Raw genomic sequence first — 15,537 nt, forward strand, 5'->3', positions numbered from 1 at the left:
GATTGCGCTTTCTTCTTTGGGTATCGGCATTCCATAATTTGTTATAAACTATATATTGAAGCCAAATCTACTCTATTTGCGAAAGGGAAATTCCGATGATGCGGATCACACACTGGATCTCCTCCAGTCTGAGGGCCAAACTGCTGGCTTTGTTTATTGTGCTGTCCACGATACCGCTGATCGCTGTCGGTCTCATTTCTTACCAGAAATCCTATACTTCCATTTCCAGTCACAGCAAGGCTTCAAGTATGCTTCAGGCTGACATGCTGGGAACGAATATCGATAATCTGTTCAAAGATACCGAGCGGCTGCTGGAGCTCAGCAATAACCCCCAGGTCATCCATTTTCTTTTCTCACAATCTGAAACCTATCAAGAGGCGAAGGAAATTCTGCAGACCTTTACACTCTACCGGGACACCTACAAATATGAGGATGTACTCAATATCAGCCTGATTAATCTGTACGGCAAGGGGATCAGCGAGCGGAGGGGTATCTTTCAATCCAATATTAATCCGCTGCGCAATCCGCATTTCCAGACACTGTCCCAGAACCCCGAGCTTATTCTCCGGATTCCTCCACCCTTGATTTCCGGTTATGACCGGGTTGATGGCTTCACCTATAGGAATCAGGGTGTCATATCGATCATGACAGCTGTCAAGCAGCGGATTACGCATGAGGTGATCGGATTCATCATTGTGGATCTGAACGACTCATTCATTAAGGAATTCTGCGACAAGATGACGATTGGTACAACAGGGTTCTTCTACCTGCTGGATCAGCAGAACAACCCCATCTATGTGCCGCCTGTTCAAGAGGCCGCTGTGACCCTGGTTCAAGAAACAGGATTACCTGCAGGGGAATTAAGCGGGAGCGGAAGCTTTGTGCTTCAGATCGCCGGCCCGCCCTGGTTCATTGTCCATACCTCCTCCCTTTCGACAGGCTGGAAGATTATCGGCATGGCCCCGCTGCAGGAGATCGTTGCCGAAGCCAACCGGATCAGGCAGCTGATTATAGTCAGCGTCGGCTTAAGCATCATTTTCGCCATAACGCTTAATTATCTGCTTACGCGGCGGCTGACCCGGCCCATTCAGCTTCTGCAGCACAAGATGCGCCTGACGGCAAGCGGCTACCTGGAAGCCAAGGTCAAACCGGACGGCAATGATGAAATTGCCGATCTGGGACAAAGCTTTAACATTATGGTTGAGCAGATCAAAGCGCTGCTGGAGCAGAGCATCCGCAAGCAGCAGCAGCTGCAAAAGGCGGAGCTGCGGACGCTGCAGGCACAGATCAATCCACATTTTTTATACAACACACTGGATTCCATTGTATGGATGGCTGAAGCGGGTAAGAACGATGGTGTCATCCGGATTGTGAAAGCGCTATCCGGGTTCTTCCGGCTTAGCCTGAATAAAGGGCGCGACTGGGTACTGATCCGCTCTGAGCTCGCCCATGCGCAAAGCTACCTGATCATCCAGCAGATGCGTTACCGTGACATTCTGGAGTTCAAGATTGAGGTTGCGGAGGAGCTGCAGGAATACCCGATTCTGAATATGACGCTGCAGCCTTTGATAGAGAATGCCCTCTATCACGGAATCAAAAACAAAAGAGGCAAAGGGCTCATCAGCATTGGCGGACATACGGACGCGAACTCCATCCTTCTCACAGTCGCCGACAACGGAATTGGCATTCCCGGAGAACGGCTGGCGCAGCTCAGAGAATCTATCGAGCATCCCATTCAATCGGAGGATACGGATACTACTCAGAACGGATTTGGTCTGCAGAATGTACATCAGCGGCTACAGCTGTATTTCGGGGAGGAGTATGGAATCCGCTTGGACAGTTCAGAAGGTTATGGTACACAAATTACAGTTCGCATACCCAAGAACAGGGGGACCCTAAGATGAAAAAGGTTATGCTGGTGGATGATGAGATCCTGATCCGTGAAAGTATACGGGAATCCGTAGATTGGGAGAAAGAAGGCTTTATCTTTTGCGGTGACGCCCCCGACGGCGAGCTTGCACTTCCGGTCATTGAAGAACAGCTCCCCGACATCCTCATTACCGACATCAAAATGCCTTTTATGAACGGGCTGGAGCTGAGCTCTGTCGTCCGGCAAAAGTTCCCGAAGATCAAAATCATTATTCTAAGCGGTCATGATGACTTCCAATATGCCAGGGCGGCGCTCCGGCTTGGGGTTGAGGATTATTGTCTGAAGCCGTTCAGCTCTGCGGATCTTCTGCAGCTGCTCCATAGTGTCAGCTCCAGGATTGATGGAGAATTGCGGATGAAACAAAAACAAGCCTATACCCCCGAGAATCTGTTCGCTGATCTGTGCGGAGGACTGATCAGTCCCGCTGCCGCCATCGAATCGGCGGAACAGCTGGATCTGCTGCTTATGGCCCCTTACTATGCAACTGCCATATTTACGTTAAACCCATCGGATATCGATGCAGGAACGGGCTGCCCATGCGCGCCGCAGGATGCCGAAGCGCTGTTCGCAGGCCTGCTGAAGGAGCTGGCAGAAGGCTTCATCTATAAACGCAGCCGCACTGAAACTGTACTGATCTATAAAGGCAGTAATCCGGCCCAAATGAGCCGTACCCTGGAAGAGATCTGCGGGACTTGGAAGCAGAAGCTGAGAGCGGCTTGCGGCCTGGAGCTGTCCGTCAGTCTGGGTGATGTCCGGGAACGGCTGCAGGGCATTCATCTCTCCTATCTGGATGCCGAGGATGACCGGATGTTCAAGAAGATGTCCAGACTGAATTCAGCAGCGTTGCTTGATGCTTACTTCGATCCATCCGCTAGCGGCATCCTGCTTGACCGGAACCGGCTGATCCAGTTTCTGAAGCTGGGAGACCACAAGCAGGTTCCCGCATTTCTGCTGGAGCTCTCTGCAGAGCTCCAGCAGATGAATTGGCTGTCCGTGTACGCCTATTACCTGATGAATGACATTACCCTGGAGCTGGTACAGACGGCTAAAAAATGTTTTCGTGCGGCCCCAAATCCTGCCGAGCTCATCAAGGAATTCCAGGCGCAGCTGAAGCATATTTCCAATACAGATGAAGGTCTACACTATTTGAACAGGCTATTCGAGCGGCTATGGGAGTGGAGATCCGAGGGAGCAGATAAATATCGTGAGCTGATTGACAAAGTTAAGCATTATATCAGTGAGCATTATGACAAAGAACAGCTCTCCCTTAACGACATCTCCAGTCAGGTCAGGGTCAGTCCCAGCCATCTGAGCAAGACCTTCAGCCAGGCGACCGGACAGACGATCACTGAATTCCTGACGGCCACACGCATGGATAAAGCCAAAGAGCTGCTGAAGTCAACGGGACATAAAACGTTTGAGATTGCGTTTAGCGTGGGCTACAACGATCAGCATTACTTCTCCAATCTGTTCAAGAAAGTAACGGGGATGACGCCTATGGAATATCGCAAGCACGGAAATTCCGGGGATCAGCTTCAGCCTATCCGTAAAGGGGCGGGGAATTAGTGACTTCTTCCAGAATGCGGAACCGGCATGTCTTTATCCTACTGCTGGCAGCAGGCTTGATCCTTGGCGGCTGCTCCCGTTCCTCCGGAGTCACGAATACACCTTCGGAGGAAGCCCTGGACTCTCCATCAAGTCAGAACGGGGAGCCGCCGCTGACTTTCGGTATTATCTACCCCATGGTGAATGACACCTACGAAATGATAACCGAGAATGCAGAAGCTGTGGCAAAAAAGAATAATGTAGAGCTGCTGGTTCAAGCGCCTGATGAAGCCAATCTGGAGCAGCAGGTCCGGATTATGGAGATGATGATCAAGCGGGGCGTAGACGGAATCGCCATTGCCCCGGCGGATTCCCTGGCGCTTACCAGCGTTATTAACAAAGCGGTATCCCGGGGGATTCCCGTCGTTTGTTTTGAGTCGGATTCGCCTGCCAGCAGCAGAGAAGCCTTTATCGGGGCTGATAATAGAGCAACCGGCGCTACTATTGGACAGACTGTGGAACGCTTGCTTGGCGGAAAAGGGATGATTCTGGTGGAGTCTGGAATGTCCCGCATGCTGGGCACTCAAGAACGGCTGCGCGGGTTGGAGGACTATTTGGCGGAGCATAGCGAGATCGATGTACTGGAAATCCGTCATAATGACGGCAGTGAGGACATCGCAGCGTTGCAGCTGGAGCAAATGATATCGGCCCATCCCCATTTCAGCGCTTTGGTCAGTCTGGATTTCGTGTCCAGCTCAAGCTCTGTCCTGGTCTGGAAAGCCAAAGGCCTGACGCGCTATAATATCGCTCTGGGCCTCACACCTTCGTTGAAGCAGGCGATGGACAACGGGCAGATTACGCGGGTGATTTCACAGAACGAGCAGAATTGGGGAGAGGACATCATCAACACTCTGCTGCTAAGGGCCAAAGGAATAGCTGTAGCCAAATGGATCAACACGGAAATTACGATCATCGGGGAATAGACCTGTCCGTTATGTAGCTGATAGGATACTAACCTTGGATTTATCCCTTTGCGCTTCACATTCAGCCTTATCCACATCATAAAAAAACCTCCGGCCGGCCAACGTCTATCCCATCTTCCGATGTCTATAGACGTTGACTGCCAAGAGGAATGTTACGGTGTTACTTCATAGCTTCGCTTGTGGGTGCTTATTTCTCCAGCATCCGGAAGATCATTACAGCGGCTTCCGCCCGCGTTGCGGTTCCGGTGGGATGGAGGGATTTCCCGTCTCCCTGGACAATTCCCTCTTTGACCAGTGCCGCTACACTATCGATGGCATACTTTGCCACCTTCATTCTATCTGTGTAGCCGCTCAGTTCTCCGGCACTGCCGCCGGCAGATAATTTGTTCACTGCCTTCAATGCCCTGGCTGCAATCACCATCATATCCTGCCGCGAGATTTCGCCCTTCGGATTGAATCGGTTGCCATCCGTTCCATTGATAATTCCCAGCTTCTTCGCCATGCTGAGGGCTTCAGCATAGTAGGCTCCCGGGCTTACATCTGCAAAGCTGGAACCGGATTCCGCTTCGAGGCCCAATGCTCTCATTACCAGCAGCACAAAGTCCGCTCTCGTAATGTTCTTCTCCGGGCTGAAGGTGGTCGCGGAGGTTCCTTGGATGATGCCCAGCCTGTGCAGCGTATCAATACCCTCCGAAGCCCAGCTATATTTGGCACCTACATCTTTGAACGGGCTGGTTGGCACTGGTATCGGTGTCGATGGTACCAGTGACGGAGCCGGTGTTGCTGTTGTTCCCGGCGCCTGTGTTGGTGTTGGTGTCGGCGCCGGCACAGATGTTGGTACTGGTGTGGGTGCTGGTGTTGGTTCTGATGGACCGCCGTTATTGCTTAGCGTAGTTACAGAGATAGCGGGACCGTCTGTACTCCAGTTCCCTGCTGCATCCACGGCCTGCACCGAGAAGTTATATCCTGTGCCCGGCGCCAGTCCAGTTACCTCATAACGGTGCGTTATTCCAGGCAACTCCGCGATTTTTTCTGATCCTCTATAGAGCGTGTAGCCCGTCACTCCCGTATCGTCGGAAGCGTCCGTCCAGGTTAACGTAAGGCCGGTTGCCGTGATCCGTAAGGCTTCAAGCTTGCTTCCCGCTGTCCAAGCCGGAGGTGTTGTATCCGAAGCGGCCAGTGTTGCAGCGGAAACCGAAGGTCCACCGGCACTCCAATTGCCGCCGGTATCTACTGCCTCCACTGTGAACATATACTGCGTACCCGGCATAAGTCCTGTTACCTGATGACTGTATACAGCCCCGGTAACCGTCTCCGTATACACGGCATCCGTAACCGTAACCGGCTTGTCACCGGTTCCATTCGTAATCCGGTAACCGGCGATGCCGCTCTCGTCCGATGCCGTAGCCGACCATGTCAGAGTCAATCCCTTGCTTGTAATGCCAGAGGCTTCAAGCGAACTTCCCTCTGCCCATACCGGTGGTGTAGTATCTGAAGTCGGTAGTGTAGTTACCGGGACGGAAGGTCCGTCCTTGCTCCAGTTCCCAGCAGCATCTCCGGCTTCCACCTTGAAGGTATACTGCGTATTCGGCATAAGTCCGGTCACCTGGTGGCGATATACCGTTCCGCTTACGGTCTCTACCGGTTCACTGCCGGTTATGATCACCGGTTCAGCATCCACTCCATTGTAGACCCGGTAGCTGGTGACTCCAAGATTATCCGATGCCGCAATCCATGACAAGGTAACTCCGGTACTGGTGATATCAGTGGCTTCAAGCTTGCTTCCCTCTACCCAAGTTGGCGGAATCTGATCTCCCTTGCCGCTGAGGGTCAGGCTGCCGAATACCTCTGTCGATTTCGACGCTCTGCCGAGCAGATCATTCCAGGTCGCTACGCCGATCAGATTGGCTCCGTTTGCGTTATTCACCTGTGCATCGAACCGGATCTGTGTACCGTTCTCCGGTGTGATGGTGCGGAACGGAATCTTCATTTCCACTATATAATCCGTTCCGGCCGTTACCGCTGCTGATTCGAAGCCCGGGGAGGTCGCCGGAGTCGAATTACTGAGGAACTTGAAGGACTGCTCTCCGGCATAGTTGACCCGGTATTGTCCGTCATCCTCAAGGTACGGCCAGGCGTTGACGCGGTCTTCATCCACGTAGGCTTCTACCGAATCCTGCTTCGTCTTATCTGTATTGTTTTTGCTTAGCTGCTTATCCTTCACCTGGAACAGCACGTATAGATTCTCCTCGTCCCACAGCGTCCGGGCTGTGCCGGTCGTTTCTGCTGTTGCCATCAGATGGTTGTCGATATGAATTTCAGGTGCATTCTTCCAGATGTCGTCCATGCTTCCGTCAATATCCGGTGTACCGTAGAGCGCCGTAGAGCTCTTGGTTTCAGGCGTAATATAGAGCGGATGCTCTGCCAGATACTTCTCCGGGTCGATAATTGCGTAATAGGCAGGCTTCGGTGCCAGAGAACTAAGGAATGGCAGCGGATTCTGGCTGGATCTCCAGCTTGAGCTGTCCGTGTAACCCCAGAGGGTGACACGCGCGATTTTATCGGCATGCTTCTTATAAATCTGGAACAATTGGGCATACAGGCTAGCTTGCTTATCCGCCCATTCCGGGGAGAGGGAGGAATTCATTCCCGCCAGAACATCCAGTTCGCTGATAGAGATTTCAACGCCCAGGGAAGCATACTTCACAATTGCCGCTTCTACATTGGCGGGCTTGGTTCTCATGTCGTAATGAGACTGCAGCCCAATGCCGTCAACCAGCAGCTTGCCTGGATGGGCCTCTGCATACCGGTCATTCATCTCTTTAACCATGTCGTGGATAGCGTCCCGTTTCTCCGGGAATTCATCATTGAAATCATTGTAATACAGCTTGATCCCTTTCAAATCCTGGTTGCTGTCCACCACTTCCCGTGCGGCCAGAAATGCCTGCTCCACGAAGTCTGGACCGACGGAATAATACCAGGGCGATTTCCGCAGTGCATCTTTCCAGTCGGATACTGCCGGAGGTCCATCCTGCATGGCCTCATTGACAACATCCCATGAGATCACCTTATTCCGGTAGTGTTCCATAACGGTCTTGATGTGTGTTCGCATATTCGCAAGCGCCTCACTGCGGCTGAGATAGAGCGGATTACCCGCCTGATCCTTCAGTGCATTGCCCGAAGCGTCCACTTGCTGTGTAAACCACGCCGGAGTCTGGCTATGCCATACCAGTACATGACCGTGTACTTCCATCCCCATAGCCTGAGATTTGGTAATCATGTCGTCAGACTTCGTGAACGTGTAGGTCCCCTTGGTTTTCTGCAGTGCATCCGGTTTCATCTCATTGCCGAAGGTCACGCTGTTGAAATGATAATTGAAGAACGCATTTTGTCCATTGCCCGGGTTAATGTCATTGTTGCCCGGCACATTTCCAAGCACGAAGTCGTTCTTATAGACATCCTTGAGCGAAGCAATCGTCTGCAGCCCTGTATCCTCGAAGCTGAAGTCGTCAATATAGTAGGCTGCAACAGCACTGTTCGGGCTCTCTACATACAAAGTGACATCCTCGTGCAGATAACGGTACGTCCCCTCCAGCTTCACCCAGTCTCCGCCTGCATTGACCGTCTGGGTGGACAGACTGACATAATACGGCGTAGTATCATTGACCTGGGCAGTCAGCTTCAGCTGCGCGCTGGCCGGGCTGATCAGCTTCACCCATACCGTTGTTTTGTACTCATTGCCAATGGTAACAAGGTCCTTCACATTGACGGACGGTCCGTCCGGATTAGCCGCTCTGCCTGTAACCTTCAGGGCATAAGCTCCGCCCGGGGTATGGTTGGCCTCCTGGGTAGATGCAACAGTTACACCTGCACCGCCCTTCGGCTTGAAGCCCTGAACCGTCTGATCCTCGAAATCTCTTGCACGTTGAATACCAGCCACAATGGTAAAAGGATTAACCGATACGCTGACGCTTCCCTTAGTTACCCTTAGCGTAAATCCGCCATTCTGGAAGGTAATGGCTGTAGTCACTCCCAGCAGGCTCAGCTCTTCCCTCTCATTCAGGACAGCCTGTGCTTTGGCTATCAGCTTAGCGTGATCTTCACCTGCCACTGCATTCGGAACGGTAATCCGGTTGCCGATCAGCGCCGCTGCTTGTTCTACAGCCTGCTGATCAGGGCTCAGTTCACCCGTCTCCCCCAGGGTCTTGACTAGAGTCACATTGGAAAAGGTTACTTTGAAATCCGTTACTGTGCTGGTATTGGTTCCGTACAATTGTACCTTGGCATCCTTGAAGAATTCCGGGGTATACGTTGACGGATTCCCCATCGCCAGCCAGGAAGAACCGCTGTTCGTGGAGAAATACCCTTGAACCACATTGCCCTCTTTTACAATCCGCAGATAATAGTTGGTACCACTCAAATTAGTCTGATTCGTATTGTTCGTGAAGGGCTGAGTACCTATCAACCCTGAATTATTCACTTTGATGTTAGCGTTCACTTTCCTTGCATTGATTCTGTAGAACTCCCCGCTTGAAGTGCGGCTGATGCCAAGTCCTACCTGGGAATTCTCACCCATAGTCGAATCATTAAGCGGTTTGTCTACCGTCAGCTTCGCTGTAAGCGTCCAGTTGCCTTCGGCCGAACCCGGCATCTGCAGCATATTATGGCTGCCCGGATATTCCGTGCCGCCCTTCAAGGTCTGGATGGCCGCACCCTCAGCACTATAGCTAAGTGCGGTCTGCGGATCAGCCGGATTTATAACCTCCCAGCCCGCCGGAAGGCCAGCCGCAAAGTCGATAACTTCATTCGTACTGAAGAAGATTTTATAAGTCTTTATCTGTTCTCCTTTGACAAACCGGACCACTGCCGTTCCTTGCGCACTGTCCGCTTGTGAGATGCTTACGATTTCAGCCGGGTCACTCGTTACCGCCGTTACCTTCGGTATGGCGTTCCCGGAAACCGTATACTTATATTCGTAATTGGAGGCATCGAAGTTAGTCGGCTGAACGCCATCCACGAAAATATTGCGCGAAGCCACGGCCTCCGGCGTCAGTGACAGCTGATCGGCGTAGAGGATGTTGGCATCCTTCGCATACACCGCCATTACCACCTTGGCAGTACCTGACGGCTCATCATAGGTAAACGGGGCATTAGGCGTCTCATGCCAGTCCGCTACCTTCACATCCACAGGCTGGAAAGAGCTTAAGCTGAGCGGCCCGCCCTCCAGGATACGTCCGACAAATTTGCCGCCGATCCAGTATGCGGGATCACCCGCCTCCCGGGCTGCATAGGGTTCAGGCATATCGCGGCCATTGATCGGAGTCATACCTAGCTGGGTCCCGTTCTGGTCGTAGTACACCAGCGCCACTTCCACATCACCCGGATGCTCCGCAGCGAGATCATAGCTCTCCGGCCGGCTCATCATGGAGAGGAAATAACCCTTGAAGTTATAGCTCTCTCCCTTGTTCAGCTTACCGGTAATGTCCTGCCACATTCCGTCATACTGTTCCGCAGCGTCGATGCGGCCAGCAAGCTTGCCGGAACCGGCAACCTTCGAGGTGGAGCTGTTCTTCAGGTAACGTGACAGACCCGAATAGCTCTGTATGGTATCCGCTGTTAACACGGGTCCTGAAGCAACAGGCTCAAAGGTTCCCTTGTTGTAACGGCCAGTAGACCAGTTGTCTGTATTGGAGGCAACAGTTGTATCAAAGTCTCCATTGAGCAGCAGGTTCCCCGGAATGGATACTGTAGAGTTATTCGCTGCAGCACCCCAGTCGGAATCGCCTGCTCCGAACAGGAAGCGGTCAACGGTGATAGTACCCGCAGTTCCGTTCGGTTCGGCCACAATATACAGATCCTTATGGCCGTAAGCGCTAAGATCGCCAGTATCAACCATATCCTGGAATTTACCGTAAACCTCATTGGCTGGTACAGGAATTTCTGCTACACGCGTGCCTTGGGACAGAATGTCGTCGTTGCTGCCCACAGCGCTTCCCACCGGAAGCACATAAGCGGCAAGCTTGCCTCCTTGAGCTGATTTACTCTGAGCGGTCAGGTACAGCAAGTGTCTGCGTACAACGCCTCCGTTCGCGGAGCCATCTGCAAAGTTCAAATTTCTGTAGGCGAGGTACTTGCCGGCACCGAGTGTCACTGCCTCTTCAGCGCGTCCCGCACTACCTGCACTGTCGCCAGGTATACTATTGTCATTTCCCTCTGCTTCCAGCGTTGAGAAAATGTCACGTTCTCCGTCAAGCCCCTGATATGTGGCGAATTTGCCTTGGGACGGAACCATCGTTACGATGCTGGCCGACGGAATGTCAACAACGAACTTCCCGTTCGTTACAGGAATCGTGCCAAGCTTCTTCTGATTCTCGCTGCCTGAAGTACGGAACACGGTAACACTTGTTGTGCCTGCCGGGAAGTCCTTCAGATTGAATTCAAGCGGCTGAACGCTGTCATCATTCTTGGCATTCGATGCCGTGATCGAGTAATCATTTGTATTCGGATTCTTGAAGGCGACCACGTTGATATCGGCCGCAGGTACCCGCGTGACATCAAACCGGACATCTCCGGGATTCATAAACCGGGAGAAATGCCCATAGCCGTAAAAACGCTTGAATAACCGGTATTCACCCGTCAGCGTGCTGATCCGTCCCGGCTCCTGCTGGGAGTTGGTCGTAACGAAGCGGATCAGGTCGGAGCCGTCCGCGCCGTTGCTGTCCCACATACTCCACCAGACAAAGCCGTTAAATCCGGGGTTGCTGCTGAACATATTGGTCAGCAGATTGGACCAGCGCACCGCGTCACTGATGTTCTGATTGCCGTACCGCTGAGTATAGGCACCGGCCGATCCGTCACCGGTATCCTGATTCATGAATTCGGCCTGCCAGAGCTTATATTTGGTCAGGTATTCGGGATACTTGCTTCCATCCTTGGAGTAATCCAGCGGATTCTGGGAGAAGTCGCCGGTATGGTACAGCTTGTTCTCATCCGTGCCGATCCCGACCGTACCATACAGATGGGTGGTAAATACATCGAGGTAAGGGTTTTTGTCCAGTGCATTGTCAGGGTCGGTCTGACTGAACACTTCGCCGCCTCTGCTTAAGGAAGCGTTCAGATTGGTGCCGTCCACGGCGGCAAGCTGAGGAATGAAGTCAATGAGCTTGCCGTCCGGATTCTGGATATCATAGAGGGCACCGCCCGGCTGCATCGACTTCTTCAAGGCAGGACCGATGTAACCGTTAATCAGCTCGGTAACGTACGCGGCTGACCCGCCCGCGAGGTCAACCTCATTGAAGGGATTGATGTGGGTGATCGGAATTCCATATTGCTCCCACATTCCGCGGATATAATTCACGAGATAATCCGCATAGGCCTGATAATAAATTTTCACCACTTTACCATTAACGGTGGCTGTATCGCTGCGGACAATCTTGTTAGGGGAGCCTGTCGAAGACTGGCTCATCCAGTAAGGCACCGTCCATGTACAAGCGTAGAACTGCTTGACGCCGTATTGCATCGCCTGGCGCATCGTCCAGACCTGATCCACATCGAACAGCTCCTTGCGGGTACGCGGCGAGTTCTTAATCACCACAGGATGATCCCCCGGTGCGCTCAGGAGATTGGTCGGGCCTCCATCGTCATTGGCAGCCGGCTGGTTCCAGGACGGATAATCCCACACGAAATCCTGTACAGGCACCAGCGTGCCTGGAGCATGCTCGGGTTCAACAGGCCAGATACTGTCGGTATTGCCATCGTAATAGCGGTTCTCCGCTTCTATTTTGTATCCATATTGCCCGCCTGTTCCACGCAGGGGAATGGCATTTCCTTCGATATCGAAGCCGGGCTTGCTGACATCTGCAAGCAGACCGGTCAGAGGGTTGAACCCCGGGCTTGCGGCGGTGGCATTGGCAGTGGTAAGGCCGCCGTTATCGCCGATGATGACCCGGACAATGTCGTGGCCTGTGCCCTTTTGTTCACTGAAGGTCAGATCCAGCAGATGCCTGACGGTATCTTGATGACCGGCCGAAGCCAGTTGCAGCATATGGACGGAATCTGTATAAGCATAAGCGGCTCCTACGCCATCCATCGTCTGGTAGGTTTTGTACCAGTCAGCAGTTACCTGCGCCGGGACGGCTATTGTAGGAGCAGCCTGAACCGGGGCGGAAAACGGCACCGGGGTAATCATGGCCAACACCAGAGTACCGCTTATTGCAGCTACAAGTGTCTTTCTCCAGATCTTTTTACTCATTCCGCGTGTTCCTCCTTTTTTGTATACGCTTACATCAAATTGCATGGTTATAGCTTAACAATTCGAAATTAGATTTTGTATGAGACTGATGCACGATTCATTTTAAAATAACACTAAAATACTTTGATTTTTAACGAAACGAACTTGGATGCAAGTGGAAACGAATACCGTCCTTATAAAAGGACGGTATTCGTTTCAGCGAGAAATAGAAGGATAAGTTATCGTGTGCAACATATAAATTCTTATATTTCAAAAAATCCCGGCCCGTAAACGCACTGTACAAGCTGCTGTTTACAGACCAGGATAGGGTTGCCTATGGAAACTGGAGTGAGTGGCTTCTATTCTGCAACGATCAAGGTAGTGTCGGTGCCGGCTTCGGCGTCGGCCTCATAAGTAGTATCCGTTACTGTAGCCTTGCTGCCCCCGATGGAAGCGACAAAGGTTGTCACACTCAGGGCCGGAAGCTGGGCGGTAAATGAACCGTTCGACACATTAATGGAGGACCCGGCGGCTACCTTGCGGCTGGCGTCCGTGATCCAGGTGGACACGCTTGAGGCTGTGCCATTCTGCAGGACAAACTTCTGGCTTACAGCCGAAGTACTTTTATTAATAGCCACGATGACCGCTTTGTTGTTTCCTTTGTAGGCCGAGACATAGACATTGGTATTAGGGTTCTTCGTAGCATCAACTCTTACATATCCCGGACGGATGAACTTGGAGAACTGAGCCATGCTGTCTCCGCGCTTGCTGATGGAGCCGTCCTCATTCATTGGGCTGTATTGGCGGCGGATATACCACCATACATAAGCCTGGAAATCCCCTTCTACCATCGCATTATGCATATGGTATGCTACTTCCAGCGCTTCAGGCCACAGGTTGGCGGAGTTATTATTGCTGTTCGGGTAGTAGACCTCCGTCATCCACAGTTCTTTGCCTGCACCCTTCTGCTTGAAGAGTGGATACGCAAAGTTGTTAAACGAAGTGCCATACGTGTGTGCCCCCAGAATATCCATATTGGCCAGCGCCTGGGAATCATTCAGAATCGGGTCGGACATATTTTTCAGATATTGAAAGGACTCGGGAGCAATGACCCGGCAGTTAATGGAACCGGCATAATTTTTCATAAAGTTAAGCATTTCGGCAGGTGTCCACCAGGTCCAGGTCTCGGCATAGTCCGGTTCATTCTGCACAGAAATCGCGTACAGGTCAACCCCGTTATTCTTCATGTACGTCACGAAATCATTCAGATGCTGGGCGTATGCGCCGTACTTGTCATATCTGAGACGCTTGGCTGAGGTATTCCCGTTGTGGTTGAAGGTCTCGGTCATGCTGCTCGGCGGATTCCATGGCGAAGCAAACACAATGGCTCCCTTGGCGATGGCTGCCTTAGCCGTGTCTAATTCCTTATACCAGTTATTCTTATTATCGTCTACATAGATTCTCAGAATAGAGAACCCAAGCTGGTTCGCGCCGTTGCCGAAGGCGGTCTCCCGCTGCGCGGCCGTCAGATCCCCGATCCAGGCAGGGTGGTTGATTCCTCCGAAGCCGCGAATGACCTGCTTCTGGGCTGACAAATTAACGGTCACATCGCTTGCTGCTGAAGCTTTAGGCGGTGCGGGTACCATCATTGCCGATAGCAGTGTTACAGATGCCAATATAGTACACAGTGATTTTTTAAACTTTGATATCATGGACTCATCTCCTCATCGTATAATTTCTGCTCGGATCATTTCTCGGAAACCCTGCTCTGGTCACCTCCTGTGTGGTTGAAGCGGCAGCGGTACCTTCCACCCTGCTTGTCCATGCTTCTAGCAGCACTTGCAAGCGCTTCCTTTTCCTGTATTATAATAAATATTTACAGGTTAATCCTTGCAGATCAACGAACATATATTGCGCGGATGCCGATAATACCAAATTGTGTAATAAAAGGAATGAATGTTATGGATCAGAACACTAACTATATTTTCACCCCCATCCCGGATGAGATGATATGCTTCCATAGAACAACCACAACCGAGCTTCTTAACCCGGCCATGCCGTATCACCACCACGATGCCTACGAAATCTATCTGTTCCTGAGAGGCAATGCCTACATGTATCTGGAGCAGTCCTGCTACAAGCTGGCCCCCGGCGACATGTTCATCATCAGCCCCAGTGAAATGCACCGGTGTGTCTGTACCGACAATCAAATGTACGAACGGATCGGGCTGAACATCAAGAGGTCTACCTTGCAGCGACTCTCCAGCCCGCGCTCTAATCTGCTATCCTGCTTCGATGCCCATCCCTTCGGGCAGAACAATCTGACCCGGCTCTCCCGGGACCAATGTGCCTTCTACTCCAGGCTGGCTGACCAATTGATCGTCTGCCTCCACTCAGAGGCTTATGGACAGGATCTACTAGCAGAGGCCTACGCTACCCGGCTGCTTGTGTTCATTAACACCCTCTATCAATCATCTACGTCCCCCTCGGACAATCTCATGCCGGAGCTGGTCAGGCGGACCATGACGTACATTGAGGAGCATCTGCTAGAGTCTATCTCGTCCGCACAGCTAGAGCAGGCGTTTCATTACAGCGGCAAATATATAAGCCAGCTATTCAGGGAGCATACCGGACTTACCATCCGCTCTTACATTGTGGGCAAGCGCATCTCCCTGTCCATGAGCCATCTTACCGCCGGGAAAAGTGTCGCTGAAGCCTGCGAGCTGTCGGGCTTCAGCGACTATGCCAACTTCATCAGAAGCTTCAAAAAAATAGTGGGCATGCCGCCCGGCAAATACAAAGCCAGTGAACAGGCCTGAGTGAACGGGGCGCCTTGCGTTACAGACGAA

General features: G+C 52.1%; 6 protein-coding genes. 4 read left to right on the top strand and 2 right to left on the bottom strand.

The window, feature by feature from the left end; translation table 11 throughout:
* Positions 1 to 95: 95 nt before the first annotated feature.
* From MKZ24_RS25250 to MKZ24_RS25260, 3 genes are read left to right on the top strand one after another with little or no spacing between them, the layout of a single operon-like run.
* Positions 96 to 1,904: a cache domain-containing sensor histidine kinase gene (locus MKZ24_RS25250; protein WP_340787923.1), complete on the top strand. Its 1,809-nt coding sequence runs from the start codon at positions 96 to 98 to the stop codon at positions 1,902 to 1,904.
* Complete coding sequence (locus MKZ24_RS25255) at positions 1,901 to 3,496, top strand: response regulator transcription factor (RefSeq protein WP_340787926.1); 1,596 nt, start codon at positions 1,901 to 1,903, stop codon at positions 3,494 to 3,496. The genes MKZ24_RS25250 and MKZ24_RS25255 overlap by 4 nt, the downstream gene beginning before the upstream one ends.
* The gene (locus MKZ24_RS25260) at positions 3,496 to 4,458 is read left to right on the top strand and encodes a sugar ABC transporter substrate-binding protein (RefSeq protein WP_052416270.1); all 963 of its coding nucleotides are present in this window, start codon (positions 3,496 to 3,498) and stop codon (positions 4,456 to 4,458) included. Before MKZ24_RS25255 ends, MKZ24_RS25260 begins: the two co-directional genes overlap by 1 nt.
* 187 nt (positions 4,459 to 4,645) lie before the next feature.
* Here the strand turns inward: MKZ24_RS25260 and MKZ24_RS25265 are convergent, their stop codons facing one another.
* Together MKZ24_RS25265 and MKZ24_RS25270 are read right to left on the bottom strand one after the other, a co-directional pair.
* Positions 4,646 to 12,709, bottom strand: coding sequence for an endo-1,4-beta-xylanase (locus tag MKZ24_RS25265; RefSeq protein WP_340787931.1), 8,064 nt, complete (start codon positions 12,707 to 12,709; stop codon positions 4,646 to 4,648).
* 338 nt (positions 12,710 to 13,047) lie between these two features.
* Positions 13,048 to 14,400 (bottom strand): glucuronoxylanase, encoded by a 1,353-nt coding sequence (locus MKZ24_RS25270; protein ID WP_042235240.1) that lies wholly within the window; start codon positions 14,398 to 14,400, stop codon positions 13,048 to 13,050.
* A gap of 249 nt (positions 14,401 to 14,649) precedes the next feature.
* On the opposite strand from MKZ24_RS25270, the gene MKZ24_RS25275 reads away from it, so the two are divergent.
* On the top strand, positions 14,650 to 15,507 hold the full coding sequence (locus tag MKZ24_RS25275; RefSeq protein ID WP_042235238.1) for an AraC family transcriptional regulator: 858 nt from the start codon (positions 14,650 to 14,652) through the stop codon (positions 15,505 to 15,507).
* Positions 15,508 to 15,537 lie beyond the last annotated feature (30 nt).

Origin of the sequence: Paenibacillus sp. FSL R7-0297 (genome assembly GCF_038009025.1) — a bacterium.
In the GTDB taxonomy this organism is placed as follows: Bacteria; Bacillota; Bacilli; order Paenibacillales; family Paenibacillaceae; genus Paenibacillus_AQ.